Raw genomic sequence first — 26,929 nt, forward strand, 5'->3', positions numbered from 1 at the left:
TTGCCCGAACTAAAGCCAGGTTACATTGGACGCAGAAACGCCCTGCCAGATTCATTCCGGCGGGGCGTTTTTTTATCCCATGAGATTGTTCGGTCAACCGTCATGCCGGGTGGCATTGGTGGTTATCTTGAGGATGCTTTCCTAGATATCACCAGCCCGATTTATCGGAAACAGTTTGTGCTAATCCGCAATACCGATCCAGAGCGCCAGCAGTTTCGTTATCTCATTCATTTGCCGGTCGGTCAGCCGACCGATGCCTTGAGCGACCTTTGCTCTGGGGACGGTCATGATCTTATCCACCTGAATTTGTGACGTCGATACCAGACCGTTGTCGGCGGTAGGAGTAACCTCGTGGCGAAAGAGGGGGGTCGGCTGGAGGTGTGTGGTCAGCAGGCAGATCGTGCCACTCGGATGTTCGGAAAAAAGATCGGACTGAACGATCAGCGCCGGGCGCGGCTTGTCGCAGTCGCCCGGCGTCGCCACCAGAACCAGGTCGCCTCTCCTCATTCATCCCCCCAGTCGGCCAATTCGACCAGCTGCTCCAGATCGGCCATTTCAGCCTGATCGTTCATGATTATGAGCGACTGGCGGCGGCACTCTGCCGCAAAGCCGGGGATTTTGGGGTCCGGTACCCATAGTTGGACCGGCTTGAAACCCGCCTCCCTAAGCCTGTTTCGATGCGACTTGACACGTTCTTTGACCGTTAGATGTTGCATGATCTTTCTCTATTGTTGGTTACATGTAACATTCCGCTTTTGTCCGTCGATGTCAAGGAGTGCCGAATAAAATTGAGGCGGTGTCCGACAGCTCGGGGCCGTCGGATACCAGAACCGTCCGCACTCACCAAGTCAGGGTTCGTAACGCTCCCCCTCCTCGGCAACCATGGCCGCTTCGTAGATCGTTTCCGGAGCAATGTCTACGCCATCAGGCCAGCAAAGAACGCCCAACTCTGTGTTGAGAGAGACTGCGTTGAAGTAGTCCATGTCGGCAAATCTTGAAAACACCCCCTTGCGCTGGGCATAGGACTTGAGGTCCACAACACCTTTGCGCCCGTTCTCGAATTCAAGTTCCAGCCGATAACCACCAAGTTTTCTGAACCCAGTTATGTCGTGCCACATAAATACCGGCCTTCAACTCAAAGCTTCACCAGCACATACTCCTGAATCCCCAGCCCGATCTTCTCGGCGTGCTCCAGCCGTAATCCCGCAAAGAACGACAAAAGCCCATGCTGTGAAGCATGAGGCCCATCCAAGTCCCCCGACGGTGTGTCAGCGAGTGTCGAGGCTGCTACCTTGCGGTAGTCTCACAAGCCCGATTTATCGGGAACAATTAAGGTCATTCACTTCCACATATCCGCATCCACCTTTTCGAAGACCGCAGTGGCTCCCTCGAACTCGGCAGCGTCCTGGTCGCTCCAGGTGCCGGCCAGGTGGTCCAGATCGTGATAAACAACACCACGTTTCTTTTTCTCGATTCCCAATGACTCCCTGAGAATCCTGAGCATGACGGCATTAACGCTGGAATCTTCCTGCCGGGCTCTTTCCTTCAAAGCCCCAGCGATGGCGTCGTCGACGCCCCGTAACGTCATCGTAGTCATTGTTCGCTCTCCTTAAACTCTTACTGCCAACAGCAGACCACTGATAGCGCTGAAATGGTCGTCATAGGTCGCCAGGGCCAGTCCGTGCTGCAGTGCCGAGGCAGCCAGCCAGAGATCGTTTGACGGAATGGGTCGGCCTTTCTGGCGCAATTCTGAAAATACTTGAGCATAGAATTCGGCCGTTTCGTCATCTATGGCAATCGTGGCAACCCTTGGAGAATCGAGAAACTGATCCAACTCAAGCCGATTCTGCTGCTCTCTGTTGCCACAGCGAAAGCCCGCCAGCAGTTCGCCGAGAATGACAGTGTTGACGCCGATATATTCAACGCGTTTCAATAGCTCTAATGCAGTAGCGTCATTTTTCTTGAAGGCCGAGTAAAAATTGGTATCGAGGATGATCCGCTTCATATGCCCGCCTGAATGTAGTGCTGTCACTTTATGGATACATAGTGCTATCACGTTGTGACGGTGTCAAATGAAAAATTACAGCAATGGGACGGCTCCGCCTGCCCTCTACGATCCGCTCCACTTTTTCCACTTCGTCCAGACTAGATTTTTACCAGCTCATACTCCCGAGTCCCCAGGCCGATCTTCTCGGCGTGCTCCAGTTGCACCTCCCAGTCGATGTCCGGGTGGACGCCGCGGAATTTATCGCCTCCCGGTTCATGGCCGGTTTCCAGGGCGGTGTTCTGGTTTCCCACTGCTTCGTTGACGAGGTCGGCGCAGGCCTGGTCCAGGGCCACCGGGTCGGTGGAGGCGCAGATGCCGATGTCGTTCACGATGGGGGCGTCGGCGTGGCCGTAACAGTCGCAGGCGGGGGAAACCTGGGTGATGAAGTTCAGGAAGAGAGACTTGCTCTCTTTTCCCGCTACGGCCCCCTTGGCGAATTCCACCATTTTCTTCATGACCAGGTCGGCGGCCTCGTTCCACTGGATCTGGATGGCAGTGGTGGGGCAGATGGTGATGCAGCGGCTGCAACCGGCGCAGCGGGCCGGATCGAGTTTCGCCTTACCTTCGATGATGGCGATGGCGTCGTGGGCGCAGGCCTTGATGCAGAGGGAGCATCCTGTGCAGTACTTCTCGGCGATTTTGGGCGCCACGGTTGAGTGCTGGGTCATCTTACCTTCGCGGCTGGCGCATCCCATGCCGAGGTTTTTGAGGGCGCCGCCGAAGCCGGTCAGCTCATGGCACTTGAAGTGGGAGACCGTTACCATGGCATCCGCTTCGGCGATGGCGGAACCGACGGGAACTTTTTTGAGGAGTTCGCCGTTCACTTCCACCATGACCGCCGAGTTCCCCCTGAGGCCGTCGCACATGATGAGGGGGGCGCCGGCTACCGCATAGGCGAAGCCGTTCTCGATGGCGCAGTTGAGGGCGGAAACGGCTTCCTTCCGCTCGCCGGGGTAGAGGGTTGATGAATCGGTCAGGAACGGCCTGGCGTCGCATCCCTTGATTTCGTCCACTACGCGGCGGACGAAGATGGGGCGGATGAACGTGTGGTTACCCTTTTCGCCGAAATGGACTTTCACTGCCACGAGATCGCCGGTGGAGATTCGCTGCTTGATGCCGGCCAGTATCATCAGCTTTCCGATTTTGGCGAAGAGATTTTCCTTGTGCCCGGCCCGCATGTCGGCGAAATAGACTGTACTCGGCATGATCGTTTCCCCCTGGAATTGTCTGTCGTTATGTCTTTGAAACGCTAACACATGGTTGTCATGTTTTCAATGTTTTGGGGCTTTCTGTCACACGTCCCCTTGCGGTTGACGGAAAGTCTGTTATTTTACTCATTAACAGGTTACCCGCTAGGTCCGGAGGATTCCATGGATGATATGCAGAGACAGCCGGAAATCTGGCTTATGGGATTGGGATGTGATGAGGAACGTTCGGCTAAAGTGCGTGAATATCTTGCGTATGCCGGATATCGGGTGGTGTGCCGCGGACTCGATGATTTTGCGGAGGGGAGGCCCCTGGGGGTCGTCCTCGATCTCTCCCCCTTCTCGAAGGACGGATGGGGAATCCTGCTCGATATAAAAAACAACCCGGCCACCCGCGACGTGCCGATACTGCCGGTATTCCTCAGTCAGGAAGGGACGGTGGGCAGTGTTTTTCCCGCAGTCGGATTTTTTACACTTCCCATCGAGCCGGATTACCTGGCTACCAAACTGGCGGTGCTCGGGCTTACGGAAGAAGCCGATACCTGGGATCTGCAGGTCATGGTGGTTACGAAGCGGGGCGAGGAGTCCCTTTCCAGAACGATAACCTCCCTCGGCTTCGAGGTGGTGAACGCCTATACCGGCAAGGAGGCGGTCGCCCTGGCCACCACGGGGCGCATTTACATGGCATTTTGCTCCGTGACGCTCCCCGATATGTCGGCCTTTGAGCTCATGGAGCGATTCCGCCTTTACCCGCAGGTGAGGAATGTCCCCTTTTTCGTGCTGGTAAAGGATGCCATGAAGGAAGGCGAGAAGATTGCTCTTAGCCGTCAGGTTGAGCATCTGGTAAGGAAAAAAGAACTGACGCGGGAGGAATTCGCCTCATACCTGCGGCGGCGGGGCTGAGGAGAAATATTCCTCAAGTTTCCTCCGTGCCTGCCGATAAAAATAACCAGAGCAGGCATCCGAAAGGAGGCGCAGGTCGAAACAGCGGTCCAGAAAAACTTGCTGTAGCACCTGAGGTAGGCTGACGCCTACCGGAATCTCCGGCTCGTGCCGGATCGATATCGTCTCGAGAAAAGGCTGCATAGCTATTGCTATTGCAGCCTTTTCGCATTGTGAAGCGGGGAATCCGTCAATGCTTTGTCCGGAATTCCTCAATGCTTGACCATGTGGTGATCTTCATGCCGGCAAACATGCCCACCACCGACCCTCCCACCCGTATCAGCACATTTCGCGAGATGAGGTGCACCTCTTCCAGCCTGGTCCTGATATCCTTCATGAATTCCTGCCACATCTCCCTGGACTCCTCATCGTAACCGGTCATGCGTGTGCATTCCCAGACCATGGTGGTCTTGCCCTTACACTCCTTGAACAGAGAGATTATTTTAAGTATAGCCTCCATGGTGTCATCTTCCGAGAGGTGACCATCGAAGTAGAGGAACAGGTACGGTTTACTTCTTTCCATCCGGCATTCTATGGTCGGATTCATAAAAGTACCTTATTCCCGGTTTTTTTCCGGAGAATCAGTCCGCGCGAGGCGGAAATGGCTGGCTTTGCAAGATCTTGTCATGGAAGAATCGGGGCATGACGGATTTTGTCACTGAATTTTCCGGTCATGTCCGGTGAATGTGTAATATTGTATCGGCTGATTGAATATGCCGCAATAATAGTGCCTAAATTGTCGGGGCTAAATCTTCACCGTCTTGTAGAGGAAATTCTTGAATATTTATGTGATATTGGCAACTTGCAACTTATAGGTACGATATAGGTACGAACGCGACAAAAAAACAAAAGCCCCGTGCCGGTCAGACACGAGGCTTTGAAACGGCACACCTGGCTAGCTTATCATCGTAGTTGCCAAGGGTGGCTCCCTTGCGGGAGGCTCACAAGCCCGATTCACCCAAGGTGAAGAGCGGGAAGATGTTTGGTATCCATCATCAGACGCTTCACGTCAATAGGCTTAACTCAAGAGCTGCAAGAATTGCGATATGTATACATTGATACAAATTAGCGTCGTTTACAATAGTTGATAGTTGTGGTAATTTGTAAAAGAGGAGATTTGTATACAATGTTTGCGTTCGCGTACGACAAAAATAGAGCAATAGCAACAGTGCTTTACATCGCTAAGAAGCTCGGAAGCACTCCGCGCAAACCCGATATGCACCGGATTTTTAAGGTTCTATATTTTGCGGATCAAAAGCATATTGCCAAGTTTGGCCGTCCGGTTATCGGGGATACTTATATCGCGATGAAAGACGGCCCCGTGCCGTCACAAATCTACGACATGCTCAAGGATGTGCGCGATCACCTAACAGGCCAATTTGATGACTTTTTTTGCGTACAAAATTACTACGTAACTCCGCGCCGTGACCCCGATTTAGACGAATTGTCGGAATCCGATATTGAGGCTCTCGATGAGTCCATAGCGGAAAATGGCAGACTCAACTACGCCCAACTCCGTAATAAATCCCACGACAACGCTTACGAACGCTCGACACGCAATGGACGTATTCTTATACGTGAAATTGCAAAAGTATCGGGTGCCTCCCCTGAGTTACTCAAATATGTCACTTCACGTATTGAACTGGAAACTGCTGTAGCTCGTAATCGATGACAGCCCCTACACTCGGTGATAGATTCCCTGCACACATGCGGGAGGATTTTTGTGCTCGCCAAGTTCGCCCTGGCGCAGTATTTCGTCTTTTTGTCTGCAACACGAACCCTCCCAAAATTAAAATTTTAGTCGTAATTGCCACCTGTAACGATGGACAATATGCGCTTGCAGGATGTCTTTATATTAACTCTGAAATTAACACAAACTGTCTGAATACCCCGGAGTTGCAAGCGCTCCAACTACCGCTTGCATGTGCTGACTATGGGTTTTTAGCGCACGATTCTTACCTCGACTGTTCGCATATCTTCAAAATGTCTACCCAAGAGATAGAGCGGATTTTCTGCGATGATGGCGACGTATATCTCGGTGAGATTCCGCCTGTTACACTGGATGCCGCAAAAGCTAAGGTAGCTGGTGCAAAATCCATCCCGGCGAAACTTCGCAATCAATTCGGACTCCTCTAATTCAGGCCATTTCTGTAGTCGAAATTTTCTCAGTGGTTTCGAGATGCACTCCTACAACGGCCCTCCTCCTTGGCGCCGGCCTCGGAGCACTTGCCTTGACGAAACATCCCGATCTGACAGCGGCCCCACATTCATCACACTGCACCGGTGCTTTTTTACTCGAAACCAAGAGGAGGAAGCCCGTGGACACGAAAGACATTCGGGCGGCGAAGCTGAAAATGGTACAGGACGCCATAGAGCAGGTGCGGAGAATGGGGGACGATCCACCCCAAAGCAAGAAGCCGGAGAGAAAGCCGGCAAAGCAGGAAAGGGAAACGGCCAGCCGTCTTGGCTTTTCTGGTAATGCAGAAAGACGGGGATGATCTACTGCCGCAGATCTTACGGTACAAGACCATCATGCCGAACAAAAAAACACCAGAAAAAGCAACGCCCACTGCAAACCCCATTGCAGTGGGCCTCGTGCCTGCGCGAACCGATGGGGAGGCATCGCAAGCCGACCGTCTTACAGAAACCATTATAGCAATGGTCACAGAAGAGCTCAATCAAGCCTTTGCCTATGTTCTCACCCACGTAAAGCCCGCTGCACAATATGATGCAGGGGGCCTCCTCTACGCCGCCACCGCCAGCACCCTGCACTCCGGACAACCACACAAAGCCCGCGCCATTCCATCTTGCAACGCCACGCCCTCGGAAACGGTCAAGTCGTCCAGCTTAGTGAAAATCGCCCGCTGATCCGGGGTCAAGGTTGCGGTGAGTTGGTCCCGTAGCTCCATGATCTCCCGCCGGATGTCTCCGGCCGCCTCTTCTGCCCGCTCTGCCAACTCCGGGTAATCCCTCCGTTTGAAAACGCAATCCATGGTCATGCTCCTTTCTTTTTGGTCCTGCTCTTCTGCCGACCGTACACTCCGCCAACCTGCAACTCATGTAACGCCTGCATGAGCGGTCCGCGAAGAAACTTGTGGGGATTGCTGGGAATGTGGGGGAGGAACCCTTGCTTGCACAGTCTGACCACATGGGCGCGGCTCCATCCCGTCAACGCCATCACGTCATCCGTTGAAAGCAGCTTGTCCCCGCTACCTAGAAACTCCCGTAAGCGTTCGGCTCCGTCCTTCGGGTGCTTGGTGAGGTAGTCAGCCATCATCCCCACCAGAGCACAAAATTCGGCATTCTCCATCAGTCTCCTCCTTTCGTTGTAGTCCAGTCCTTCACGTTCTTCAGGAAACCGCGCAACGCCTCTACCCCTTCAGTGTGGGCAAACTTCATCAAGGCATCCTTGACGGCGGTCCCTACCTTCATCCTGTTCCATGTCCCTCCCAACTCCCGGGCGATCTGCTCGTTGCTCTGCTCCTGGTCGTAATCCCCCAGGGCGAACTTGCGGCGGATCAGGTCAGCCGCGAAGGGGGCAACCTGGTGAAGCTGCTTCTCTATGGCGTGTTCCATGGCGATCTTCCGCGCCAAGCCGCTCTCGTGGTAGGGGGAATGGGCCACGGTAGAGGCAACGCGCCGCATCCCTGACAGGTTGTCGTCTTCAGCGGTGGTAATGTATTCCTGCTCCCGCGCCTGCTCCTCGTGCTGCCGGCGCAAGTAGCGAATGGCAGCGGTGCGGCCGGAACGGAGGATGTTGTACGCGATACGGCTTGAGACGTCTTCGCCGGCGAGATAGGCGCGGAAGGCCTCCAGATCTTCCCTGGGCGCCGTAGACGTCAGGCCCCGAAGGTTGGTAATGGCAGCGGTCACGTATTCGCTGTAGAGGGTCATGGCTTCCGGGTCATTGTTGCGGAGAGTGCCGCCGGACACGGTGAATGCGGAGGAAAGGTTGTTGTTGCGGGAGGCGACGGCAGCCAGGGCGGCGCGGGCGCTTTCCAGAATCCGCGGGTTGCTCATGATCTGGTCTTCGGTAATCCCAAGGGCGCGGTATCCTCGAATCGCCCGGCGGTTGCTTTCGGCGGTCGTCACCTGCCGGCCATGACCCAACGTTACCTCCCTGGTACTCCTCGCTTGCCGTTTCTGGGCCTCGTGCTCTTCGGGGGTCCATATCTGCTCTCGGGGGAGGGTGAACCGCTCAGGGGCGAATGTGTGCGCCTGCCGTGCGCCTTCAATATGCCAGTTGCCGGCGGTGTCCCGACCTATGACCGTTCCACGTCTTTTCCGCGGTGCTCCAGTGGGCTTGAACATGACTTTCTGACGCGGCTGGAGGTCGTCACCGTTGACGACTTGGACGGTGGTTTTGTATGCGGTGCTGCGGGTAGTTGGTTTTGAGATAGTGACCGCTATGCACAACATGTTTGACCCTCCTTATTTGCAATAATCTGAATCAGAGCGTATCAATCAATACTTAACCTGTCAATGTAAAAAATACAATAAAATCACATAGTTACATTTGATATGCGCAACATATATGAATTAATGTGAATCAATCCGACAAGTTAGACAAATATGCAGGTTGAAATAATTTTTATATGTAAAAAATTAATAGAATCAGTATGTTGCGCATATCAAAAAGACGCGGGTACTGAGCCCACCACCCCAACATGAAATCATCTGCAATAATCTGAGCTTATGCCGTTGGTGAAATTTCCTGACAAAGAAATGACAAAAAACCCCCTGGAAGGAGGAACCAGGGGGAAAGGGATGCCGGGGGAGGAAGCCCGGCCATTGCATTTGGTGAACCTTCTTACCATCTACGCTGGCGAGGGTCCCGCACGTAAGCCAAGCTGGCCTTTTCCGCAAGGCCTGAGACAGATACCGCTACCTGTTCTGCAGCAAGGGTCTGCATCTGGCTATGGTCCATACTGGCAAGAGTAGAGGCAGACACCTTATCGATATCAACGCCACACCGGAGAGCTGCGGCCTGGTGTCCCGTTAGTCCGGCTGTCGGTATCCTGCCAGCGAAGGTCCGGGGGAGAGTACCCCATGGTTGCCGGGTGGGTGCTGATTGCGGGGTCGGTTGCGTCTGCTGCACCGGTGCTGAAGTCTCGGCAGGCTGGTTGCCCCACAAGCTTCTTGACTGTCCCCATGGTTGCCGTGGCCCGGGTTTGCTTTTCGTCTTCATCAGCGTAGTCTCCTTTCGATAACTCGTAGCGGCCATTTTCGCCGCTTCTTTCGGTGAGAAGCCGATTGCTATGAGTGCCCGGCCTCGAATAAGCATTTCCTTTTTTGACTTCTTGAGGATGTTCTGGTGTAGCTTCTGCCACTCTTCCAATGTGTAAACTGGAATCTTGTATTGCCCCTCCTCCCGAGATGACAGCGCCCCGGAAGGTGATAGCTTGTAATCCCAAATACTGCCGTCAGGGTGCTTAACTTTCCAAAAGGTAGGAGACAGCGGTCTATCGTCCTTACCCTTGTCTCCTCTTGGCAGCCGGTGCTTGGACTTGAGACGGTCCATGAAGCTCATGTTGTCTGCTGGCCCCCTCCCGATTCTTCTCTCTTTAGCCTCCCGCTCTTCCCGTCGCTTATCGGCTGCTGTGGTGTCGATGGTCAGGTCTCCGCTCTTCATGAGGTCGTGCTTTACGGCGCGGTCCCATGTTCCAAGTGCCTGGTCGATCTGCTCCCGACTCATGGCGCCTGCATGCCGCGAAATTGCGGAAATGACCTTTCGTCTGATGTCAGATACTTCCATAGTTCATTCTCCTTTCGTCACTGCTGCTGCGTCGGCGTGCCGGTTGTGCCGCCGGAGTCGCCTGGATGAGTATGCGAGTTGTATATGCTCCGGTCGGCACTCATGGCCCTTACCTGGTCCTTCACTTCGCCGCCGGTGCTCTCGATGTCGCCGGGGGTCTGGATCTTCCCGCCGGTGCTTCCGTAAGTCCCTAGGCAGGTAATGCCGCCGTTTACATTGAGGTTGCCGGTGCATTCCGTCAGAGGCGTGTCGAGTTGTACCTTTGTAGCGGCATGGACGATAGCGTTTGGAGTCGTGATTGTGGTATCCCCGTCCACGGTGATGTCGGCGGTACCGTAGACATGCACTGAGGCGCTGCCGTGGATCGTCACGGTGCCGTCGCCCACCACTGTCAGATTATCGTGCTCGGCAATGTGGACTACTCGGCTCCCCGTCTTGGTGATTACCTCATCCACACCGTTCCGCCTGCGGTGGGAGCGGGGGGCTTCGTCTGCATTGGCTTGGAGGTTGTTGCCCGGCTGATAGAGGAAGCCAGTTACCACCGGTGCATGAAAGTTGCCGTTGATGAATTGCACCAACACTTGGTCGCCGGGTTCCGGGGTCCACTCCTCGCCGTTATCTGGGTTCGCCTTTGAGCATGCCAGAGGGACACGGTAGATATCCGGGTATCCGCCCAGGAGGGAGATATTCACCAATGTTTGCCCGGTCTTGTTCAGGGGAGCGTCCTTGAACAGCACGCCATTGGGTTGAATTACGCCGCGCAAGGTATAGAAGCACTCCCGGACCTCCTGGACGGCCGGGTTGCGGTACATGCTTTCTTGATTTCTTGAGCCATTTTCATTTAGCATGGCAAATCCTTTCTTGGAGGTGTGCGATGGGGGTTCTTGACAAAATCCATGACGCGGCAGAAGAAGAGCGGCAGCGGCGAAACAACGAAGAAGAGACATATCGTCGCAAGTCTGAGGAAAAACAAGCTGATATTCTTGCGAGACGTAACGGACAGTACGTGCATGTCGTTGATTTCAATGTGCCGTTTTGGTCTATGGTCAAGTTCATGGTCAAGGCTTCACTCGCGTCACTGCCGGCCGTTATCATCCTCTACTGCATCTATGGATTGGTCACCGCTTTCGGGACAATATTCCTCGCCGGTATCAGGTAGAAACAGACTGGGTTTTCTACTGTCCGTGCTGCTGCCCCCGGGTCAAGTGAAGGGTGGTGGTGAATGCCGGCTGCGGCCATACGGAATATGAGTGCTGAACCTGCTCAATCATAAATTCAGTATTGGTGGCCTCATTGATTAACCCGTTGCCGCTTCGCACTTCCGGCCACCCGTGGGTGGTAATGGTTCCTGATTCGTAGGTGTGGTTATTGCGGTACCAATTCCAATAGATTTCTGCCCGCTCTATGGCCTCATCCGTACCCTGCCCAACGGGGTCGTCGTTGAGATAGAAGTTTTTGGGAACGAAGGGTGTGTCGATAACATGCGGCTGGACACCGGCGGCGATTGCAGACGGTTCGTCGTACTTGGTGAGTCCCGGGTGGGTGAGAATGACGTCAAGCTGGTTGTTGGCAACGGTCTGGTAGTTGGCCGGCCAATGGGCCAAGAGGTTCACTCGGCTGTCATCGGACACCCCGAGGTCTTCAGCAACGATGTGTCTGTAATCGACGGTGTGGAAAGTCCGCGGGTTGAGCTTGCCGTTGTCCTTGATGGGTTGCCGTTCAAGGCCAAGGTGAAACTTTCCCTTTGAATCAGTCTCTGTGAATAATCGGTTCCATGGTTCGTTTGCTACCCGCTTCATGGCGCTCCATGCAGGCGTGTTACGGGTTACGGCAAGGTAAGGGTCGAAGAGGATCCATGAGTCGTCCGTATTCAGCCAGTCGGCGTCTATGTGCTGAAGGTAGTACGCGCCTTTCGTCTGGTTTCTGAAGACGTCAAAGAGCTGTTGAACCAGTTGCCCCGGTGTCCCGCTTTGCAGCATGATTCTGTTCACTGAAGCATCGGCGATCTGGTTGAACTGCTGCCGGGCGGCAAGGCCGGAAATGTCCCACCCAAGATCAATGTTTGCCAGGAGCTTTCCCATATCGCTTCCGCTCACCTTCCAAACACGGGTCGGTTGGTCGCCGGATACGGTTTGAAACCGGGCTACGCGATCCACAAGCCCCAGCATGACCGCCTGCATTCCGGAGCCGTCGCCGGCATCCAGCTCGATCAGTGCCACGTCGTTGGGGGCGATGATGGTGTTGAGCGGGTGCCGGTAGGTGGCCGTGATCTGCCACGTTCCGAAGGCGCGACCATTGGTCTTGCTGGTCGCGATGGTAATCAGGTCCCCTGTCAGGTCGTGTTTGACTCGGCCGGTCTGCATATCCTTGATGGTGACTCTGTGCCTGGGGGAGTAGGTGCGCATGTGAGACCTCTATTTCACGGATCCGGAGAGCGGTGTTGGCTGCGGCATTCCGGGGGTGGTGTTGGTGACAAGCTGTTCAAGACAATCGACAGCACGCTTGAAAAGACCGGCCCAGCCGAGAAAGCTGGTATCCGAAATGCCGGGGCCGCCTGAAGGCGCGGTGGGGTCAAGATTCGCCTCTGTGCTTCCATACCGAATCTGAGCCGCATGGACTTTGCTGAGGTAGGTTCTCGTCTCGGCAGGGAGCGACATGACGCCACTTCGGTCAACATTTCCCGGCCCCCAGTTGTAGGCCGCAAGGGCCTTGTCCGTGTCGCCGTGGTAGCGATTGAGAAGCGACCGGAGATATTTTGCACCGCCCTCGATGCTCTGAACCGGGTTGAACGGGTCCTTGACGCCCATGTCCTTTGTGGTCCCTGGCATAAGCTGCATGATGCCGAGTGCCCCCTTCGGCGAACGGGCGTCATACTTGAACTGGCTTTCCGTCTCGGCAATCCCCTTCAGGAGGCTGGGGTCAATGTTGTACTTTTTCCCCATCTGGATGAAGACCGGGTCCATCCGATTGCCGCGGACACCGGCCACGAAGTCAGCGCCGTTCTTGTTGAGGAACTTGGCTGCATCCTTCAATAGGCCGCTGTTAAGAACGTCGGCAGCTGTATTCGTTGTGACGTCCTCCCAAGTTCCAAAGATGTCCTCCAGGTTCTCACCCGTGGCCGCCCTGGCGTTTTCTCGGGTGGCATGGCGCTGACTTATTCTCGCCCCTGCCGTTTGAGAGTAGATACCTAAGAGCTTTTCGGCTCCGAGCTGGATTGCCGGGTTCAACCGCTTCCCTGAAATGTAGTCACGAAGGACCTTGCTTTGCTGCTTGGGGTCGTTCTTGCCGGTCAGCTTGCCACCGGGGCCGAACAGGTCAATGTACATGTCAGCGATCTGCTGGTTGGCTGGATTGTTGATGCTGCCGGGGAGTAACCGCTGGACGAGGATGTTCTTCTCTGCCCGGCTCCTGGCGCTGCTGATGATCTTGTTCGCTTCGGCCCTCATGGCCGGGTCAAGGAGGCCCATCTGCTGCCGCCGTTGCATCTCAAGGAGCTTGTCGGCGGTCATGGGTCCGTCGTTTCCCCCCATAAGCCTCCATCGCAAGAGGTCGCCCACGGTGTCACCACCGCCGAACCTCAAGGCCCCCTGCATGGTGTTAAACATCTCAGGGCTGTTCCCCATGGTGCCGCCTTTGTTATAGACACCCATGGTGGTTGACATGACTCCGGCAATCTGGGAATCGGTCAAGGCCTTGTTGCCTTGGGCGCGGAACAGGGTCACGAGGTTGGTGTTGATGAGCTTCAGTATCTCCTCGGTGCGCTTGTCCTTGCTATTCTCCTTCAGCGACACCAACACGTCCATCATCCGCCCTTGCTTGTCGGCGCCGGCTCCGGTCATCCGGTACATCTCACCCATGAAACCGATGCCAACGGTGGCGTCGGTGCCGGTTGCCCGGGCGAACCGCTGGACACTCCGGGCAGCGCCATTGCCGAGGTAGCCAGAAGAGCGGTTGAGGGCCATTGCCATCTCTGCCTCTGCGGCCGGTCCGTATCCATAGGGGGAGCCCCCCCGGTCGTACCCGGCGCCGCGGGTGGCAAGAACGGCCTCGATGTCTACCAGCTCTTGGAACTGCCGGCGTGAGTTCGCCAGGAAGGAGACGGCGCCACCGGCAAACCCCAGTGCAAGACCAGCTTTCCCAAACCGGCCCAGCAAACTTCCGCCTCCTACACCGACGCTTCCAGGAATGAGCCCGCCGTTACCGTCGCCTTCTCCTCCACTCCCAGCCGGGGGGCCAATGCGGTACCGGTCTCGCCACGTAGAGCGCCTGACCTCGTTTACTGTGTCCCGGAGTGACTGTTCGAGTATCCTGTTCTGCCGCTCTATCACGGCTGCCGATGCCGCCCGTTGCGGAAACAAGGCATCAGGAATGCCCGCCTTCGGCTCGTGGATGTTGATTTTGTGCGGAGTGCCGGAAACGTCGCGCAGTTCCTTCTTGAGGTTCGTAACGGCTTTGCTGGCTTCTTGGAGCTGCCGGTAATTGACTTTGACGTCTACACCAAGTGTACTCATCTGTCGTGTCCTCCAATTCTGTCCGTCGCTGTACTCTCTGTGCGGTCAGACGCTTCTTGCGCCGGCGCTGGATAGAGCAACCGTAGCCAATCCATACCATCGGGGGAGGCAGCGCATACCGCTAAGAAATTCGTAGGGACCTTGTCCCAGTCGACTCCGCCGTAATATGGGATATCCCATCCCATTTTCCTTCCAAGGTAATCGGACTCAGCGTTAGTAAGCTGCGTCAATCTCAGAAGGCCTTCCATTGGATGACAGACGGCCCACCGCCCATCGTAATTTAATATCTTCTCAATGCTCTGCTCCATCCTGCGTATTCCGGACGAATCCGGCCACCATTCCGGCGGGAAAGCGGCCACCGTTCCGACGGGAAACCGGCCGGCATTCCGATTTGATTGCGGCCACCATTCCGGAGCAATCCGGCCAGTGTAAAATGAGAGTGTAGTCGCGGGGTAACTCCAACAGGTATCCTGCCTTCCTTGATTGAATAACGAGGAGGGCGTGATGCCGAGAGAAAGAGTTACCATGCGAAAGATACGAGAGATACTCCGCCTTGTTTGGTCGTGTAACCAGAGCCGGCGTGATACATCCAGGACCTGCGGTGTCGGCAAGAGCACCGTGGATGACACCATCAACCGGGCAGTCGCCGCCGGTTTTTCCTGGCCTTTGCCTGCCGATCTCGATGATGAAGCCCTTGAACTGCGCCTCTATCCCCCCGTTGTCAACCCAGCCTCCCGCAAGCTGCCCCAACCCGACTGGCGGGCTCTGCACGATGAACTTGTCAAACATAAGAAGCTCACCCTCATGCTGTTGTGGCAGGAGTACAAGGAGGGCGAACCCTCCGGTTACCAGTACAGCCAGTTCTGCGAACTGTACCGGCAATGGAGAAAGAAGCTCGACCGCTCCATGCGCCAGGAGCACCGTGCCGGCGAGAAGTTCTTTGTCGACTACAGTGGCCAGACGGTACCGGTTGTGGACGCCACCACCGGCGAGGTCCGGGACGCCCAGATGTTCGTGGGTGTCATGGGCGGCAGCAACCAGACCTATGCCGATGCCACTTGGACCCAGTCACTTGCAGACTGGACCGGATCCCATGTGCGGGCGTTCGGTTTTATGGACGCCGTCCCGCATTGCATCGTTCCCGACAACTTGCTCTCCGCCGTCACCAAGACCTGCCGCTATGAACCCGATATAAACCCCACCTATGCGGCACTTGCCGATCATTACGGCACCGCCATCGTTCCTGCCCGTGTACGCCATCCCAAGGATAAGGCCAAGGTCGAAGGGGGCGTGCTGATTGCCCAGCGTTTCATCCTGGCAGGCCTGCGCAACCGGACCTTCTTCAGCCTGGCCGAAGCCAATGCCGCCATTCGTGAACGCCTTCTCCTTCTGAACAACCGCCCCTTCAGGAAGCTGCCCGGATGCCGACAGAGCCGGTTCGAGGAGATTGACCTTCCGGCCATGCTGCCTTTACCGGAAACACCCTATGAGTATGCCCAGTGGAAGAAGGCCCGGGTGCACATCGATTACCATGTCGAACTGGAAGGGCACTTCTACAGCGTCCCGCATCGCCTGGTGAAGGAACAGGTGGATGTGCGTTACACCGAGACGATCGTCGAGTGCTTCTACAAGGGAAACCGGGTTGCCTCCCATCCCAAGTCATCTGTCCAGGGCAAACACACCACCACACCGGAGCATATGCCCAAAGCCCACCGTGAGTTCGCCGAGTGGACACCGGAGCGGATCATCTCCTGGGCCGCCCAGACCGGAACAGCGACGGCACAGGTGGTGGAAACCATTCTGTCACGCAAGGCATATCCCGAGCACGGCTTCCGATCCTGCATGGGGATCATCTCGCTTGCGAAGCGCTATACCAAAGAACGTCTGGAGGCGGCCTGTGAACGGGCAGTCACCATTAAAGGCGTCACCTACAGAAGCATCAAGTCGATCCTAGAGAACAACCTGGATCAGAAGGCGCTACCCAAACAGATGGAACTACTTCCGGTTGCCCACGAGAACATCAGGGGCACGGATTACTACAACGACGAAAGGAAACTGTATGCTGACACAACCGACCATCGAGAAGCTGAACTCGATGAAACTGACAGCCATGGCTAGGGCCTTTGCGGACCAGATGCAATGCCCGGACATGGCACAGCTCTCCTTTGAAGAGCGCTTCGGCCTGATCGTGGACTACCAGATGACCGATCTGGAAAACCGGCGGATGCAGAACCGACTCAAGAACGCCAAGCTCAGGCTGTCTGCCTCGATCGAGGATCTGGACTTCCGCCAGGGAAGAGGTGTTGACCGCTCACAGGTCATGTCCCTTGCCGGGAATCAGTGGGTGAAGAGCCATCACAACATCCTGGTGACCGGGCCGACCGGCGCCGGCAAGAGTTACCTGGCCTGTGCGCTGGCACAGAAAGCCTGCCGGGACGGTCACTCTGTTCTCTACCAGAGAGTGCCGCGGCTGCTTCAGGAGATCGCGGTATCCAGGCTCGATGGCCGCTACAACAAGATCATTGCGCCGCTAACCAAATGCGAGGTGCTGATTCTGGACGACATGCTCATCTCTCCCCTGACGCGGGAGGAACAGCGGGAACTGCTGGAGATCGTCGAGGAACGTTATGACCGCAAGGCAACCGTTATCACCAGCCAGCTGCCGGTGAGGGCCTGGCATGATGCCATGCAGGATCCGACTCTGGCTGACGCCATACTGGACAGACTGGTGCACAATGCCTACAAGCTGGAACTGAGGGGTGAATCCATGAGACGAAAACGATCCGTGCTTGACCAGAAAACAGAAACTGTGACAGAGTAAAAACCCACACCCCGAGACTCTCTCTCACCACTGGCCGGAATCACCGGAACGCTGGCCGTATTCACAGCGGAACGGTGGCCGCCATCACGTCAGTTCGACTGGCCGCTTTCACCGGAATACGCAATCCGCTTAATTCGCTCAACCTCGGCATTCCCCTTGATCTTTTTGAGTTCTGCTGTGATCTGCATGACTTCACCTCTTCTCCCCGTGGCCTGCGGCCTGAAGCATGGCTTTGATTTCGGCGATCTCTGCTTTCATCGTTTCTACCTCTTCCACCTTGGCCTGCATCTGAATCAGCATCATGAGGTCGTGCGCAGCGTCGGGGGTAAGCTCTCCGGTCGTAGCCGCTACGAATATCTGCTCGGCCCTCTCTGTCAGCGTACCGGCCGCATGGGTTGTGACGGGTTCAGCCTGCGGCTTGAGTGGTGGACATATCCGGTCGAGGCAAAGTCGAAGCGCGGTTGTGTCGCCTTTAAGCGCCAAGCTCACAACTTGTTCAATGAGCTTGGTGGCATGCGGCTGAAACAGAGAACGGAGTTCGGTCCTCTTGTCTTTCAGTCCTTTCGGCCGGCCGCCCGGATTGCCAGATTTTCCTTTTGCGAATTGTGCCATCTCTGTTCTTTCCCTGATTAGATCAGGCCGAACCGCCGCCCGGCAGTCTCTCGAAATAGAGCGCGGTTTCGAGGTCGACAATGGTCTGGTCCATGCTGCGGAGTATCCTCGTAACTTCGGGACGCCCAGACACCCCATGCTGCCGCCGCTATGTCGTGGGGAACCGGCCCGCCTTCCAGTACCGCGTCAAGGAAAGCGGCTAGGATTTCGTTGTTCTCTTGGATTTGCTCGTCAGTCACTTGCCTGCTCCCGTCTGGTCAAGCTCGCTCGTTCCAGGCTTCTGCCGCTCCGGCCTTGGTGCTTGCGGTCGGCCCTTGGGCATAGCAATCGCCACACATGCAGCAAAACTGCCGGCCGTCCTCGATTAGGGTTATCATTTCCCCGCCACAAAAGGGACATTCGGTCTTAGTATCCATGGTTCCCCTCCTTTCAGGCTTGGCCAAAGAGCATCTCATTCAACTTGATTCCGTCCTCGGCGCTGGCGATCCCCGAGAGGGGTGTTGATGGTCGAGTGGGGCGACCTACCAGGAAGAAGGCCAGGAACAGCCGGGCGTCCGCGTCTCCGGCCTTGGCCTGCTCAACGGTCTTCGCCATGATCTCCTGCCACGTTTCGAGCGGGCAGGCTTGGCGAATGGCTTTGAGGTAGTGCAGTTCGTTGGGGTGTTTCTCAGTGCTCATGGTCTTTGCTCCTTTACTCATGGTCTTTGCTCCTCCCTTTCCTCCACATCTTCCGGCCAAGTTCCTTGCGGCAACGGACATAGCGTTGAAACGGTTCGTCCTCTTCAAATTCTTTGCGGGCCTGCTCCAATCCTGGGGATGCTGGGAACATGAAGGTGAACCGCAGTCCGATTTTCTCCATTTCGTAGCTGAATCCCCGCGCCGCCAGCCAGGCCACTTCAAAAGGATTGTCTGTTTCGATGAACGTCGGTGTTTTCATGCTCACTCTCCTAACTGTGTCTCCACCGGGTCGAACCGCTGCACTCTTGCCCCCAGGAATACGTCCTTGACCATCTGGACCGCTTCCAGTGCCTCGTCGCTGATTCCGCCCATCAAGCGGACCTCGGAGGCGAGGTAGATGCTTCCGCGGTCTTCTGCGTGATCCTGCCAGGCTTGCCGTGCGTCCTGCCGACTGTCACAGACGCGGACGATCCGGTTGAGCTTCGCGCTGTTGATCAGTACGGACATTCGTCATTCCCTCCGATGCTGCGAACAGTCCGCCCTTCTGGGTCGCTGTATCTGCCGGTAAAGTAGTCGTACCGCAGTTCAACCACCCCAGGTTTGCCGCATGTCTTGAATCGAACCTTCTGGACATGAACCTGCACCATAGAGTCATCGGACCCGATTTCCCGATGAACGGTCACGGCGTTGTCTGCCTTATTCCGCCAGTGAGCCGACCCGGACACGTCGTAGGGTGTTGGAACCGGGTAGACCATCCTGCCCGCCTCGTCTTTCTCCTTCCTGAGCTTGGCGGGGTGAGCTACAACCCAGACATGAATGTCATGCTCTCTGGCGAAACGACGTATTTTCGAAAGTGATTGACTGATGTACTCCGTCTCGCTGAGGTTAGCGGGACGGTTGTGGTCAATCTCGTTCCACGGGTCAACCACAATTCCCCGGATGCCTTTTCTTCTTACGGCTATCTTGGCCAGATTGAGAATGCGATCAACGGTCAACTCGTCGGCCTCTGGCAGCATGAACGTAAACCGCTCATTCACCCAGCGGACAGCCTTGTCGAGCTCCGTCCGGTCCATCCGGGAGCGGCCAAAGAACGGCTTGCCGACGAACTTCTCCGCGAGCTTCTGGACGTGCAGTTCCAGCGGGTAATTCTCGGGGCTGAACACTGCAAAGGTCCATCCGTAGGCCAAGGCCAGATTGACCAATAGTGCATCAATGAATTCTGACTTGCCGCTCCCTGGGATTCCCGTGACAAGGGACCATTGGCCAGGGGCGAAGGTAATGAAACGATCAAGGCAAGGCCAGCCGGTTTTGGCTCCGGACACGTGGCCATTGTCGTAAAGCCTCACGATCTGCGGCGAGAAGTCAGCCACGTCGAAGAGCCCCTGAACCGGGTAGGGACGCACCTGCTCGATGCACTCCCGCAACGTATCCCGGCCACGCTTCACGAGAACGTCATTTGCATCCTTGCACCCCTCCGGCCACTGGACCATCCAGCACCGTTCTCGTCCGAGTCGTCGCGCCAGTTCCTCTTCAAGCTTCTTCCCTGGCTCGTCATTGTCGACGGCGAGAATGATCCGCTGAAATCCTGACAGGAAGTCTTCGGCCCCTTCGATAAAGGAGAACTTCGAGGTGTAGTCTTTCGCCTTCGGTGACGGTGCTCCGTCCGGGACACTCACAGAGTTGAGAAAGCCGGCAACTTCCAGGGATAGCTTGTCTATCTCACCCTCAACGATGATGAGGACGTCGGCTCCAGCACAATCATCCAGGCCGTATAGGATCCGCTCGGCGCCGGTCTCCATCCGGAAATTCTTCCGGTGGTCGCGGCTCTTGATGTTGACCACCTCTCCGGCGCGGTAGTAGGGAAAGCGAATCGCGTTCACTTCCTCTTCGAGCTGCGGCATGTAGACCTTGCCGATGGTGATCCGGTTGCGTTTGACAACCTCAAGGGGGATGCCACGAGCCGCGAACCAATCCACAAGAGAGCCGCTTTCCGGTTGAGGCTCAGGCCGATATTCCGGCTTGCGGTAGGTTTTCGGGGTCCATGCGTAGGGGTTGCTTCGCTCTTCCGCCCCGCTCTTGAGGGTGCCGCGCCAGTCACAGTGGTTGCAGTGCCAGACGCCTTTATCGACGTTGACAGATAGGCACTTGACGTTCTGCTTTTTCCGGTGCGGCGAACACTGGGGGCAGGTTGTAGCGACCTCGCCGGTTTTCCCCTGAGGGATCGTGATACCGAAATCAGTCCAGTCTTTGCTCATAACGCCACCCTCAACTTACGCGGCTCTCCATCAGTGATGGAATGCACAGCTTTTCCGTTCCCCTGCATCTTCACTATCAACTGGTCCCACTTCTCCCTGAGCTTTGCGCCGGAAAGGATGTTAGACTTCCAGAACGAATCCGACTGACACCACCGGATGACCCGCTCAATTTCTTCAGGGAGCTTCCCGTCGATCCGCACGAGCTTGTCAATGTCCACCGCCCACCGCTTCACCGTGGCCTCTCTCTTCCCGTTGTTCAGCCTTGTGTTGCCCGGGTTGTTTTGGAGAATCAGGTCGGCCAACACACCCGACAGCCGGGAGGCTTCGGGGGAAGAAAGAGGTTTTGTTTTTACTTCTATTCCTTCTACTCCTTCTTCCTTGTGTGCAGAGCGCGTATACTGCGCGTTACTTTTGGCCGTTACTTTCTCTAGGGGTGAATCGTTGTAACTGTGCCAATTAACGATAGAAATAAGTGTTCCTTTCGCGTTACTTTCCACCGTTACCATTTTCTGCCCCTCCAGCCAGTCCAAAACCGCCTTGATCGTCCGCTTGTTTGGGACCTTTTCCTTACCCCATTCCGTCCACTTGACCCCCTCGGCAATCTGCTGAAGACTGGTGATCCGCTGTCCAGGCACCACCCAGATACCGAACTTCTCACGCGTCGGAAAAAGGTAGACTTCATGCTGGACATTGAGCCGGAGCCAGTACCAGACTCGGTGATAAATCGGGGGCATCATCCAGACGTCGGAGTGCAGTTCCTTTCGGTAGGACTTGGCGAAGCCACCCGTGATGGATGAGGGGATGAATGTCATGGCGGGGCTCGTTTACCTCTCCCGCCGGCGGGCGTCTCTGTCCGCGAAAATGAGGGAAATGACACACCGGAGAAGGTTGTCCGCCGTTCGGTCATGCTCGGCGACTCCGGCGAGCCGTTGCTCGATCCTACGCAGGGCGCGACGTTCGAGCCAGGTTAGGGGGAAGGGAGGTCTCATCGCTGCCCCCTAACTGCCGGGCCAGGGTCGGCAGTGGACCGCCGAACACGTCCGGCGAAGAAGGCATCAAGGTCTTCGACACGGTAAAGAACCCTCCCCGAAAGTTTGATGAAGGGAGGGCCGCCACCAGCCCAGCGCGCCCTCCTGAACCAGTGCACAGAAGGGCCATAAAGTGCCGCGGCTTCGTGCTCATCGATGTTGATTTTGTTTGACATGGAAAAGCCCCCTTGCTGATGTTTGGCAACGATTAAATCCGTTGCGCAAACCTTATCAAGGGGGCTCAAACTAGGCAGGTAGCCAGAAACGGCGTGAACTTATTTTAATTTTACTTGTGCTTCATATACTCGTTGCAAGCTTTCGGCTATGTCATTTATTACTTCCTCCGGGTCCACATGTTTCCGGCCTTTGCGTATATGGTTTTTTGCGGTTCCCTCTTCCATAAAGACGTCTAATTGCTCGCAAGTTGCTTCGATAGCCTTTACCTGCGTGATCTTGTCACCGGAGTCCTTTATTTTTTGGTAGGTTTTTGCAAATTCTATGTTCTTGCCAATATTCCCACCGGTTTTCCTGCCGCCCTGCGTCCTTACTCGTGGCGACACCCATATCCGCCTGCCTATCAAGTTTTCAGCTGCGTGCTTACGTCCGTCCGCCGTGTTAAGCCGTGTCAATTCTATTGCCGACATTCCGGTTAGTTGGTGAATCCGTTTTTTTATAGCAGCTGTCACTTTGTCGCCGTTCAACAGTTTCATGACAAGTTCTACGCGCTCCTTGAATTCGATCTCTGCATCCGTCACGAATACCCTCCCCCTATTGGCCCAGTGCCGTCGGCAGTTGAACCACCTTCGCCCCTACACCCTCAACCATAAGCCGCTCTATCTCGTTGCAGATGTTTTGCAACGGTTGCCGAAGGTCTTCAACATCGGTTCCGTCGTAATGCTTGCCCGTCACCGTATTGTCAACGTGGTTTGTCAGGCGTTCCGCGTCCTCAAAGATTTTGAGCCGCCGCGCCGTGGTGATGAAGGTGCGCCGCAAACCGTGAACGGTGATCTGCAATCCGGTCTTTGCCCTGAGTTCAGCCGCCATAAGCCGGACGTGGCCGGTCTTGTTCAGGCATTGGGGTCGGGGGAGGGAAGGGAACACAAACGGGTTTCCTTCCGGGTTCTGCTCCTTTCTCCGCTTGAGGATCGCCAAGGATTGCCGAGAGAGGGGAACGTGAAGCGGGTTCCGGTTCTTGGTGTCGGGGATGCGTAGCACTTGATTGTCAAGGTCTACATGGTCCCACTTCAAACTTGCCGCTTCCTCGCTCCGTAGCCCCTGATAGAGACAGACAAGGTAACAGTCCCGCGTGATCTCGTTGAACTTCTGTAACCCCTCCAGGAAGGTCTTGAAGTCGTTTCCGTCCAGCTTTTCCGTCCGTGCCTCGATCTTCTTCATGTGCTTGCCCAGGCGAAGCACGTTCAAAGGGTTCACGGCAATGGCCCCAGGGTGACGAATGAGGGCATAGTTGATGATTGCCGTGAGCATGACGAAGGCGTTACGGGCACCATAAGCCCCATGTTCTCCGGCAATCTGCCCGTGACGAGCAATCACCATCTCCGGCGTCAGCTTGGTGACTTCCGGCAGGGTAAGAGGTAGCCAGTTTTCAAAGTGCCGCTTGATGATCCTGGTATACCCCTTGACGGTAGCCGGTTTAAAAGGTCTGCCGTCGCCTCGCTTCTTCTCCGAGAAGTAGAAGTCTAGCATATCGTCAAGCGTGACCGTGGTCCCGTTGCCGGTTGGCCCTTTCTTGAGTTCCATTCGAGCGCCAGGAACAAAGACCCGCTCCCCGTTCTGAACCTCGGTCCTTCCCTCCATCATCTTCTTTGCTTCTTCAAGGGTAATGTCCCCATACCGGCCCAGGGTCTTCTTGACGGTTCGATAGCCGCTTACTTTGCTGGTGTCCCGCACGTCAGTTTTGGCGAAGAAGGTTTTCGTCTTCGTGCTCACCCGTAACCCTAGCCCGGGTGTTTCGGTGTCGAAGTAATCCTCCTGACCTTTTGAGGGATGCGAAAGCTTGTCAATACTGCGTTTATCAAACTTGATCTTAGGCATAACCGCGTCCTTTCTGGGTTCAAGTCAAATTTTCGTACCTTTTTAGTCTGCGGTGAAAAAGGTACGATATAGGTACGAAGAAAAATAAAAAACCCGCTTAATCTGTCCTAAAGATTAGCGGGTAAAAGGTACGAAGTCAAGTTGCAACATGCTTATTTTTAAACATATTTCAAAACAGTTAAAAACTGTGCTCAAACCCTCATATCTTCACTGTCTTGTAGAGGAAATTTTTGAATTTGAAAAATTTTCTCCGCTCTTCATTGCTTTCCGTTTCGCCGTCCTTTACGGCTTTGAGATAGCGGGCCACCTGGGGCATGGCTTTGCCTGCCGCTTCCTTTGCCCGCTCTATGACGAGCCGCACCACGTCCCTGGAGATGGAGTTTTCGGAGTAGGGCTCATAGACCGCATCCCAGAAGGTTTCGCCGTTGATGATGCGCTGTATGATTTCCATTGCCAGCCGTTCGTTGAGTTTCTGGGCGGAGTTGGCAGTGGGTAGCTCCCGCATGCCTGCGGCCAGGGCATGGCGGATGTCGTCGGCGGTCAGAACTTTTCCCCTGCGGAAAAAGAGTGCCCGCAGCAGGATACTTCGCAGTTCCCGGATGTTGCCCTGGTAGTGGTGGTTCATCAATATCTGCTTGGCCTCGGGGGCAAGTACGGGAGTGTCCTCCTTCGGCTCGTCGCCCCGGTAGGTGCGGTAGAGCTTGCCGAGGAAGTGGGTGGCGAGGTCGGGGATATCCTCGCGCCGGTCGTTCAGGGACGGAACCCGCATGGAAAGCTCTGAAAGGCGGTGGTAGAGGTCTTCCCGGAAGTTCCCCATCCGGATTTCTTCGGTCAGGTCCTTGTTGGTGGCGGCAACGAGCAGGACCCGGCTGAAGCGGTCCTGGTTGTCGCCAAGGCGCACGAACCCGCCGTTGTCGAGAAAGCGCAGCAGCTGCACCTGGGTCTTGGGGTCGGCGTCGCCGATTTCGTCCAGAAACACTATCCCCCCCGCCGCCTCTTCCAGGATTCCCTTGCGGTCGCTGTAGGCGCCCGTGAAAGCCCCCTTCTTGTGACCGAAGAGCTCGGAGTAGGTGAGGTCCCCGCTGTAGGCGGCGATGTTGGTCTTCTTTACCGGGAGCTGGCCGTTTGGGTTCAGCTTTTCCTGGTACATCTCGTTCAGCTTGTTGTAGAGGTTGTTGAAGAAGAATTCCTTGCCGGCGCCGGTCTGCCCCAGTACCAGAATGGAGGGGAGGCCGATGGTGGCTTCCTGGAGAACGTTCTTGCTCCAGAGGGTAATCCGGTTGAAGAGGGGGACCGAAACGGTCTCGATGAAGTCGACTATTTCCTGGGCCTTGCGGCTGTTGCCGATGATGTTGCCGAGGCGGTAGGAGGATATCTGGGGGTCCTTGTAGGCCACGTCGGACTTGAGCCGGGTTACCTCGCTCTGGAGTCCCTCGATCCGCTGAAGGTCGGAGATATGCCGGGCCGTGAGCCGTTCGATGATCTGGAGTATCCGCTTGTGCTCTTCGGTGAACCAGGCCGGCTTCAGGGAGTTGAGGCAGACCACGGCGATTACTTCGTCGTCGCAGACGATGGGGACGGCGATTTCGCTTTTAATCTGCTCGTGCATTGAGCGGTGGAACCCTCCGCCGCTCTGCTCGTCGGCAACGTGGGCGATGATCTTCGGCTGCTTCGACCAGGCCGCGTAGCCCGTGAGGCTTCGCTCTTCAGGGGGGAGCTCCGTTCCGCCGATCCGGAAGGGGGGAATGTATTTCTTCAGCCACGCCTTGTTCTTGGCGCCGACGATGGTCCCCTCTTCATCTTCCACCACGAGCCATTTTCCACCCTCGCGTTCCTCTACGATGGCGATGCTCCCCGTGTCGGCGCCGATGAGTTCCGTGGCTTTGGAGAGGACCTTGGTGAGAAAGGGCTGAAGCTCCTCGGCGCGTTCCTGGAGGAGTTCGGTGATTTCGGCCAGGACCCGGATCTCCAGGTGCTCGCCGCCGATTTCATTCACGGCCCGCTCAGCCATCTCGGCGTGGGTCTGGAGAAGCCCCATTTCAAAGTCGGAGAAGCGGTAGAGCTCGCGGGTGAAATAGTTTACCAGGCAGATGACTTTGCGGCTCGACGGCTCATAGCGGGGTACCACGTAGAGGGAGCGGAGCGACATCTCTTCGGTGAGCGCTTTTTTTTGCAATGCATGCTGGGTGAGATCGGGGATGAAAAGCGGCCGCAAAAGCCGCTCGTCGGAGATTACCGCGTTGTCGTCGATGAAGCGGGAGATGAGGGAGGTGCCCCGCTGGAGCGCGATCTCACCCTGTTCTTCGTAGCGGGAAGAGAATGCGGGATCTTCCGAGTGGCTGGCAAGGATAGCGAGCCGCGATGTCCCGTCATCACCGGTTACCGGTACGAGGACTGAGGCGAGCATCAGTTTGTCGATGAGCCGCACCGCCGACTGCACCATGAAGGAGGCGGCTTCGCGTTTTTTGTACTCATCGACCCGCCGGGCCAGGAGGAGCTGCTGGTGGTAGATGCGGGCCGAGTCTATCCGGTCTGCCACGGACGTGATGAACTCGCCCAGGATCGCTTTTTCTTTCCCTCGCAGCAGTTCCGCGGGCTGGAACCGGTCGATGCAGGTGACGCCGATGGATTTCCCCTGGCTTACTACGGGCAGAAGGGAGGATACGCCGATGGCAAAGCGTTCCGCGAAGCCGTTGTCGAAGGTGCTTCCGCCGGCTGGAGCGTGTCTGTATTCGGCCGGGTACTGGGTGACGAAGACGCTGGAAACCGTTGTCTCCCTGGAGATGATGGGGAAGCTTACCGAGCGGATTTCGTCGGCCATGGAGCCCGATGCGTAGACGCAGGAAAGGACCCCGCTGGTCAGGTCCTCCAGATAGATGCGGACCCGATCCTGGCCCGAAACGAGATGGACTCCCTCGGCAACGGCATGGAGCATCTCTTCAAGGTTTTCCTTGCCGTACCCCTCTACCCGCTCGCGCAGGTGGGCGAGTTGTGCTTTTATGGTGTTCATGGGAACCTCTGAG

Annotated in this window: 32 protein-coding genes and 1 pseudogene; 8 read left to right on the top strand and 25 right to left on the bottom strand. The window is 56.0% G+C overall.

Annotated features, from left to right (window positions below; translation table 11 throughout):
- Positions 1-180: 180 nt before the first annotated feature.
- The 6 genes from JZM60_RS09415 to JZM60_RS09440 all read right to left on the bottom strand — a co-directional run bounded on the left by JZM60_RS09415 (position 181) and on the right by JZM60_RS09440 (position 3,252).
- On the bottom strand, positions 181-507 hold the full coding sequence (locus JZM60_RS09415) for a type II toxin-antitoxin system PemK/MazF family toxin (RefSeq protein WP_207162042.1): 327 nt from the start codon (positions 505-507) through the stop codon (positions 181-183).
- Complete coding sequence (locus JZM60_RS09420; protein WP_207162043.1) at positions 504-716, bottom strand: antitoxin MazE family protein; 213 nt, start codon at positions 714-716, stop codon at positions 504-506. The genes JZM60_RS09415 and JZM60_RS09420 overlap by 4 nt, the downstream gene beginning before the upstream one ends.
- 132 nt (positions 717-848) lie before the next feature.
- Positions 849-1,118: a DUF2442 domain-containing protein gene (locus tag JZM60_RS09425; RefSeq protein WP_207162044.1), complete on the bottom strand. Its 270-nt coding sequence runs from the start codon at positions 1,116-1,118 to the stop codon at positions 849-851.
- Between the two features lie 221 nt (positions 1,119-1,339).
- Positions 1,340-1,597: a FitA-like ribbon-helix-helix domain-containing protein gene (locus tag JZM60_RS09430; RefSeq protein ID WP_207162046.1), complete on the bottom strand. Its 258-nt coding sequence runs from the start codon at positions 1,595-1,597 to the stop codon at positions 1,340-1,342.
- A 12-nt stretch (positions 1,598-1,609) separates the two neighbouring features.
- Positions 1,610-2,005: a type II toxin-antitoxin system VapC family toxin gene (locus JZM60_RS09435; protein ID WP_207162048.1), complete on the bottom strand. Its 396-nt coding sequence runs from the start codon at positions 2,003-2,005 to the stop codon at positions 1,610-1,612.
- A 140-nt stretch (positions 2,006-2,145) separates the two neighbouring features.
- Positions 2,146-3,252, bottom strand: a complete 1,107-nt coding sequence (locus JZM60_RS09440) for a DUF362 domain-containing protein (RefSeq protein ID WP_207162050.1) — start codon at positions 3,250-3,252, stop codon at positions 2,146-2,148.
- Positions 3,253-3,417: 165 nt separating this feature from the next.
- Between JZM60_RS09440 and JZM60_RS09445 the strand changes: the two genes are divergently transcribed.
- A complete protein-coding gene (locus JZM60_RS09445; RefSeq protein WP_207162051.1) occupies positions 3,418-4,155 on the top strand; it encodes a response regulator in 738 nt (245 codons plus the stop codon).
- A gap of 229 nt (positions 4,156-4,384) precedes the next feature.
- On the opposite strand, the gene JZM60_RS09450 is transcribed toward JZM60_RS09445, so the two are convergent.
- Positions 4,385-4,717, bottom strand: a complete 333-nt coding sequence (locus JZM60_RS09450; RefSeq protein ID WP_207162052.1) for a hypothetical protein — start codon at positions 4,715-4,717, stop codon at positions 4,385-4,387.
- 603 nt (positions 4,718-5,320) lie between these two features.
- Between JZM60_RS09450 and JZM60_RS09455 the strand changes: the two genes are divergently transcribed.
- The 3 genes from JZM60_RS09455 (at position 5,321) to JZM60_RS09465 (ending at position 6,692) form a co-directional block, all read left to right on the top strand.
- Positions 5,321-5,866, top strand: coding sequence for a Panacea domain-containing protein (locus tag JZM60_RS09455; protein ID WP_207162053.1), 546 nt, complete (start codon positions 5,321-5,323; stop codon positions 5,864-5,866).
- 35 nt (positions 5,867-5,901) lie between these two features.
- Positions 5,902-6,330, top strand: a complete 429-nt coding sequence (locus JZM60_RS09460) for a hypothetical protein (protein WP_207162054.1) — start codon at positions 5,902-5,904, stop codon at positions 6,328-6,330.
- 182 nt (positions 6,331-6,512) lie between these two features.
- Positions 6,513-6,692, top strand: coding sequence for a hypothetical protein (locus JZM60_RS09465; RefSeq protein ID WP_207162055.1), 180 nt, complete (start codon positions 6,513-6,515; stop codon positions 6,690-6,692).
- A gap of 246 nt (positions 6,693-6,938) precedes the next feature.
- On the opposite strand, the gene JZM60_RS09470 is transcribed toward JZM60_RS09465, so the two are convergent.
- The 5 genes from JZM60_RS09470 to JZM60_RS09490 form a co-directional block, all read right to left on the bottom strand.
- Complete coding sequence (locus tag JZM60_RS09470; protein WP_207162056.1) at positions 6,939-7,187, bottom strand: hypothetical protein; 249 nt, start codon at positions 7,185-7,187, stop codon at positions 6,939-6,941.
- Positions 7,188-7,189: 2 nt separating this feature from the next.
- The gene (locus JZM60_RS09475) at positions 7,190-7,504 is read right to left on the bottom strand and encodes a MerR family transcriptional regulator (protein WP_207162057.1); all 315 of its coding nucleotides are present in this window, start codon (positions 7,502-7,504) and stop codon (positions 7,190-7,192) included.
- Positions 7,504-8,613, bottom strand: coding sequence for a hypothetical protein (locus JZM60_RS09480; RefSeq protein WP_207162059.1), 1,110 nt, complete (start codon positions 8,611-8,613; stop codon positions 7,504-7,506). The genes JZM60_RS09475 and JZM60_RS09480 overlap by 1 nt, the downstream gene beginning before the upstream one ends.
- Before the next feature lie 391 nt (positions 8,614-9,004).
- On the bottom strand, positions 9,005-9,949 hold the full coding sequence (locus tag JZM60_RS09485) for a hypothetical protein (RefSeq protein WP_207162061.1): 945 nt from the start codon (positions 9,947-9,949) through the stop codon (positions 9,005-9,007).
- Between the two features lie 17 nt (positions 9,950-9,966).
- Positions 9,967-10,761 (bottom strand): phage baseplate assembly protein V, encoded by a 795-nt coding sequence (locus JZM60_RS09490; protein ID WP_207162062.1) that lies wholly within the window; start codon positions 10,759-10,761, stop codon positions 9,967-9,969.
- A gap of 62 nt (positions 10,762-10,823) precedes the next feature.
- Between JZM60_RS09490 and JZM60_RS09495 the strand changes: the two genes are divergently transcribed.
- Entirely contained in the window at positions 10,824-11,108 is a 285-nt protein-coding gene (locus tag JZM60_RS09495; RefSeq protein WP_207162063.1) for a hypothetical protein, read from the top strand.
- Positions 11,109-11,124: 16 nt separating this feature from the next.
- Here the strand turns inward: JZM60_RS09495 and JZM60_RS09500 are convergent, their stop codons facing one another.
- A complete protein-coding gene (locus JZM60_RS09500) occupies positions 11,125-12,354 on the bottom strand; it encodes a hypothetical protein (RefSeq protein WP_207162064.1) in 1,230 nt (409 codons plus the stop codon).
- Between the two features lie 9 nt (positions 12,355-12,363).
- Positions 12,364-14,460, bottom strand: coding sequence for a lytic transglycosylase domain-containing protein (locus JZM60_RS09505; protein ID WP_207162065.1), 2,097 nt, complete (start codon positions 14,458-14,460; stop codon positions 12,364-12,366).
- Between the two features lie 525 nt (positions 14,461-14,985).
- Here JZM60_RS09505 and istA point away from each other — a divergent pair.
- A pseudogene (gene istA, locus JZM60_RS09510) lies at positions 14,986-16,503 on the top strand (IS21 family transposase); the annotation flags it as partial.
- A 16-nt stretch (positions 16,504-16,519) separates the two neighbouring features.
- Positions 16,520-17,281, top strand: coding sequence for an IS21-like element helper ATPase IstB (gene istB, locus JZM60_RS09515; RefSeq protein ID WP_207162069.1), 762 nt, complete (start codon positions 16,520-16,522; stop codon positions 17,279-17,281).
- A gap of 192 nt (positions 17,282-17,473) precedes the next feature.
- Here the strand turns inward: istB and JZM60_RS09520 are convergent, their stop codons facing one another.
- Entirely contained in the window at positions 17,474-17,893 is a 420-nt protein-coding gene (locus JZM60_RS09520) for a DUF5681 domain-containing protein (RefSeq protein WP_207162071.1), read from the bottom strand.
- A gap of 80 nt (positions 17,894-17,973) precedes the next feature.
- On the opposite strand from JZM60_RS09520, the gene JZM60_RS16860 reads away from it, so the two are divergent.
- Positions 17,974-18,096, top strand: coding sequence for a hypothetical protein (locus JZM60_RS16860; RefSeq protein ID WP_277603695.1), 123 nt, complete (start codon positions 17,974-17,976; stop codon positions 18,094-18,096).
- Between the two features lie 54 nt (positions 18,097-18,150).
- Here the strand turns inward: JZM60_RS16860 and JZM60_RS09525 are convergent, their stop codons facing one another.
- The 10 genes from JZM60_RS09525 to JZM60_RS09570 all read right to left on the bottom strand — a co-directional run bounded on the left by JZM60_RS09525 (position 18,151) and on the right by JZM60_RS09570 (position 26,916).
- Positions 18,151-18,309, bottom strand: coding sequence for a Lar family restriction alleviation protein (locus JZM60_RS09525; protein ID WP_207162073.1), 159 nt, complete (start codon positions 18,307-18,309; stop codon positions 18,151-18,153).
- A 13-nt stretch (positions 18,310-18,322) separates the two neighbouring features.
- Positions 18,323-18,592, bottom strand: a complete 270-nt coding sequence (locus JZM60_RS09530; RefSeq protein WP_207162074.1) for a hypothetical protein — start codon at positions 18,590-18,592, stop codon at positions 18,323-18,325.
- Positions 18,585-18,830: a hypothetical protein gene (locus JZM60_RS09535; RefSeq protein ID WP_207162076.1), complete on the bottom strand. Its 246-nt coding sequence runs from the start codon at positions 18,828-18,830 to the stop codon at positions 18,585-18,587. Before JZM60_RS09535 ends, JZM60_RS09530 begins: the two co-directional genes overlap by 8 nt.
- A gap of 2 nt (positions 18,831-18,832) precedes the next feature.
- Positions 18,833-19,078, bottom strand: a complete 246-nt coding sequence (locus JZM60_RS09540; RefSeq protein WP_207162078.1) for a hypothetical protein — start codon at positions 19,076-19,078, stop codon at positions 18,833-18,835.
- Complete coding sequence (locus tag JZM60_RS09545) at positions 19,066-20,826, bottom strand: toprim domain-containing protein (RefSeq protein ID WP_207162080.1); 1,761 nt, start codon at positions 20,824-20,826, stop codon at positions 19,066-19,068. The genes JZM60_RS09540 and JZM60_RS09545 overlap by 13 nt, the downstream gene beginning before the upstream one ends.
- Complete coding sequence (locus JZM60_RS09550; protein ID WP_207162082.1) at positions 20,823-21,638, bottom strand: hypothetical protein; 816 nt, start codon at positions 21,636-21,638, stop codon at positions 20,823-20,825. The genes JZM60_RS09545 and JZM60_RS09550 overlap by 4 nt, the downstream gene beginning before the upstream one ends.
- 173 nt (positions 21,639-21,811) lie before the next feature.
- Positions 21,812-22,030 (bottom strand): helix-turn-helix domain-containing protein, encoded by a 219-nt coding sequence (locus tag JZM60_RS09555; protein WP_207162083.1) that lies wholly within the window; start codon positions 22,028-22,030, stop codon positions 21,812-21,814.
- A gap of 99 nt (positions 22,031-22,129) precedes the next feature.
- Complete coding sequence (locus JZM60_RS09560) at positions 22,130-22,609, bottom strand: hypothetical protein (RefSeq protein WP_207162084.1); 480 nt, start codon at positions 22,607-22,609, stop codon at positions 22,130-22,132.
- Between the two features lie 13 nt (positions 22,610-22,622).
- Positions 22,623-23,906 (bottom strand): tyrosine-type recombinase/integrase, encoded by a 1,284-nt coding sequence (locus tag JZM60_RS09565; RefSeq protein WP_207162085.1) that lies wholly within the window; start codon positions 23,904-23,906, stop codon positions 22,623-22,625.
- Between the two features lie 199 nt (positions 23,907-24,105).
- Entirely contained in the window at positions 24,106-26,916 is a 2,811-nt protein-coding gene (locus JZM60_RS09570) for a GPMC system transcriptional regulator (protein ID WP_207162086.1), read from the bottom strand.
- Positions 26,917-26,929: the final 13 nt, after the last annotated feature.

This window comes from Geobacter benzoatilyticus, from assembly GCF_017338855.1.
Taxonomy (GTDB): Bacteria; Desulfobacterota; Desulfuromonadia; order Geobacterales; family Geobacteraceae; genus Geobacter; species Geobacter benzoatilyticus.

Bases quoted from the DNA above. Each gene is read 5' to 3' on its own strand.
- JZM60_RS09450 (WP_207162052.1), bottom strand. From the start codon at position 4,717: ATGGAAAGAAGTAAACCGTACCTGTTCCTCTACTTCGATGGTCACCTC.
- JZM60_RS09425 (WP_207162044.1), bottom strand. From the start codon at position 1,118: ATGTGGCACGACATAACTGGGTTCAGAAAACTTGGTGGTTATCGGCTG.
- istB (WP_207162069.1), top strand. From the start codon at position 16,520: ATGCTGACACAACCGACCATCGAGAAGCTGAACTCGATGAAACTGACA.
- JZM60_RS09445 (WP_207162051.1), top strand. From the start codon at position 3,418: ATGGATGATATGCAGAGACAGCCGGAAATCTGGCTTATGGGATTGGGA.
- JZM60_RS09545 (WP_207162080.1), bottom strand. From the start codon at position 20,826: ATGAGCAAAGACTGGACTGATTTCGGTATCACGATCCCTCAGGGGAAA.
- JZM60_RS09505 (WP_207162065.1), bottom strand. From the start codon at position 14,460: ATGAGTACACTTGGTGTAGACGTCAAAGTCAATTACCGGCAGCTCCAA.
- JZM60_RS09470 (WP_207162056.1), bottom strand. From the start codon at position 7,187: ATGGATTGCGTTTTCAAACGGAGGGATTACCCGGAGTTGGCAGAGCGG.
- JZM60_RS16860 (WP_277603695.1), top strand. From the start codon at position 17,974: ATGGTCTGGTCCATGCTGCGGAGTATCCTCGTAACTTCGGGACGCCCA.
- JZM60_RS09420 (WP_207162043.1), bottom strand. From the start codon at position 716: ATGCAACATCTAACGGTCAAAGAACGTGTCAAGTCGCATCGAAACAGG.
- JZM60_RS09535 (WP_207162076.1), bottom strand. From the start codon at position 18,830: ATGAAAACACCGACGTTCATCGAAACAGACAATCCTTTTGAAGTGGCC.
- JZM60_RS09555 (WP_207162083.1), bottom strand. From the start codon at position 22,030: ATGTCAAACAAAATCAACATCGATGAGCACGAAGCCGCGGCACTTTAT.
- JZM60_RS09570 (WP_207162086.1), bottom strand. From the start codon at position 26,916: ATGAACACCATAAAAGCACAACTCGCCCACCTGCGCGAGCGGGTAGAG.
- JZM60_RS09530 (WP_207162074.1), bottom strand. From the start codon at position 18,592: ATGAGTAAAGGAGCAAAGACCATGAGCACTGAGAAACACCCCAACGAA.
- JZM60_RS09430 (WP_207162046.1), bottom strand. From the start codon at position 1,597: ATGACTACGATGACGTTACGGGGCGTCGACGACGCCATCGCTGGGGCT.
- JZM60_RS09435 (WP_207162048.1), bottom strand. From the start codon at position 2,005: ATGAAGCGGATCATCCTCGATACCAATTTTTACTCGGCCTTCAAGAAA.
- JZM60_RS09475 (WP_207162057.1), bottom strand. From the start codon at position 7,504: ATGGAGAATGCCGAATTTTGTGCTCTGGTGGGGATGATGGCTGACTAC.
- JZM60_RS09480 (WP_207162059.1), bottom strand. From the start codon at position 8,613: ATGTTGTGCATAGCGGTCACTATCTCAAAACCAACTACCCGCAGCACC.
- JZM60_RS09440 (WP_207162050.1), bottom strand. From the start codon at position 3,252: ATGCCGAGTACAGTCTATTTCGCCGACATGCGGGCCGGGCACAAGGAA.
- JZM60_RS09455 (WP_207162053.1), top strand. From the start codon at position 5,321: ATGTTTGCGTTCGCGTACGACAAAAATAGAGCAATAGCAACAGTGCTT.
- JZM60_RS09565 (WP_207162085.1), bottom strand. From the start codon at position 23,906: ATGCCTAAGATCAAGTTTGATAAACGCAGTATTGACAAGCTTTCGCAT.
- JZM60_RS09540 (WP_207162078.1), bottom strand. From the start codon at position 19,078: ATGTCCGTACTGATCAACAGCGCGAAGCTCAACCGGATCGTCCGCGTC.
- JZM60_RS09550 (WP_207162082.1), bottom strand. From the start codon at position 21,638: ATGACATTCATCCCCTCATCCATCACGGGTGGCTTCGCCAAGTCCTAC.
- JZM60_RS09460 (WP_207162054.1), top strand. From the start codon at position 5,902: ATGCGGGAGGATTTTTGTGCTCGCCAAGTTCGCCCTGGCGCAGTATTT.
- JZM60_RS09490 (WP_207162062.1), bottom strand. From the start codon at position 10,761: ATGTACCGCAACCCGGCCGTCCAGGAGGTCCGGGAGTGCTTCTATACC.
- JZM60_RS09520 (WP_207162071.1), bottom strand. From the start codon at position 17,893: ATGGCACAATTCGCAAAAGGAAAATCTGGCAATCCGGGCGGCCGGCCG.
- JZM60_RS09525 (WP_207162073.1), bottom strand. From the start codon at position 18,309: ATGGATACTAAGACCGAATGTCCCTTTTGTGGCGGGGAAATGATAACC.
- JZM60_RS09415 (WP_207162042.1), bottom strand. From the start codon at position 507: ATGAGGAGAGGCGACCTGGTTCTGGTGGCGACGCCGGGCGACTGCGAC.
- JZM60_RS09500 (WP_207162064.1), bottom strand. From the start codon at position 12,354: ATGCGCACCTACTCCCCCAGGCACAGAGTCACCATCAAGGATATGCAG.
- JZM60_RS09495 (WP_207162063.1), top strand. From the start codon at position 10,824: ATGGGGGTTCTTGACAAAATCCATGACGCGGCAGAAGAAGAGCGGCAG.
- JZM60_RS09485 (WP_207162061.1), bottom strand. From the start codon at position 9,949: ATGGAAGTATCTGACATCAGACGAAAGGTCATTTCCGCAATTTCGCGG.